This is a genomic window from Gilvimarinus sp. 1_MG-2023 (assembly GCF_030548285.1).
The window spans coordinates 1-344 of record NZ_JAUOSC010000457.1 but is presented as its reverse complement, the minus strand read 5'-3'; the positions used below and the strand labels follow the sequence as shown (position 1 = coordinate 344).

General features: G+C 55.5%; 1 protein-coding gene. It reads right to left on the bottom strand.

Annotated elements, in window-relative coordinates; translation table 11 throughout:
* Window positions 1-344: bifunctional pyr operon transcriptional regulator/uracil phosphoribosyltransferase PyrR (gene pyrR, locus Q4563_RS17620; protein WP_303605422.1), on the bottom strand; the 344-nt coding region annotated here is incomplete at both ends.

Below are 344 nucleotides of genomic sequence, written 5' to 3'. Positions count from 1 at the left end.
AACGGGCTGCGTACACATCGGGCTGAATAGGCAGCTCGCGCCGACCGATATCAAACAGGGCAACCAGGGTAATGCTGGCCGGACGGCCGTAGTAAAACAGCTCGTTGATGGCGGCCCGTACAGTGCGGCCGCTCATGATAACGTCGTCGATCAGAATAACGTGGCGGTCTTCGATGGTATCGGGTAATTCCGAGCCTTTGACTTCGGGATGTAAACCGTGGTGAGTGAAATCATCCCGATAAAAGCTGATATCCAGGCTGTAAAGTGGCTCTGATGGCTGCAGTTGCTGGTGCAGGCGCTCCGCTATCCAGACGCCACCGGTGCGGATGCCAATAAATAATGGC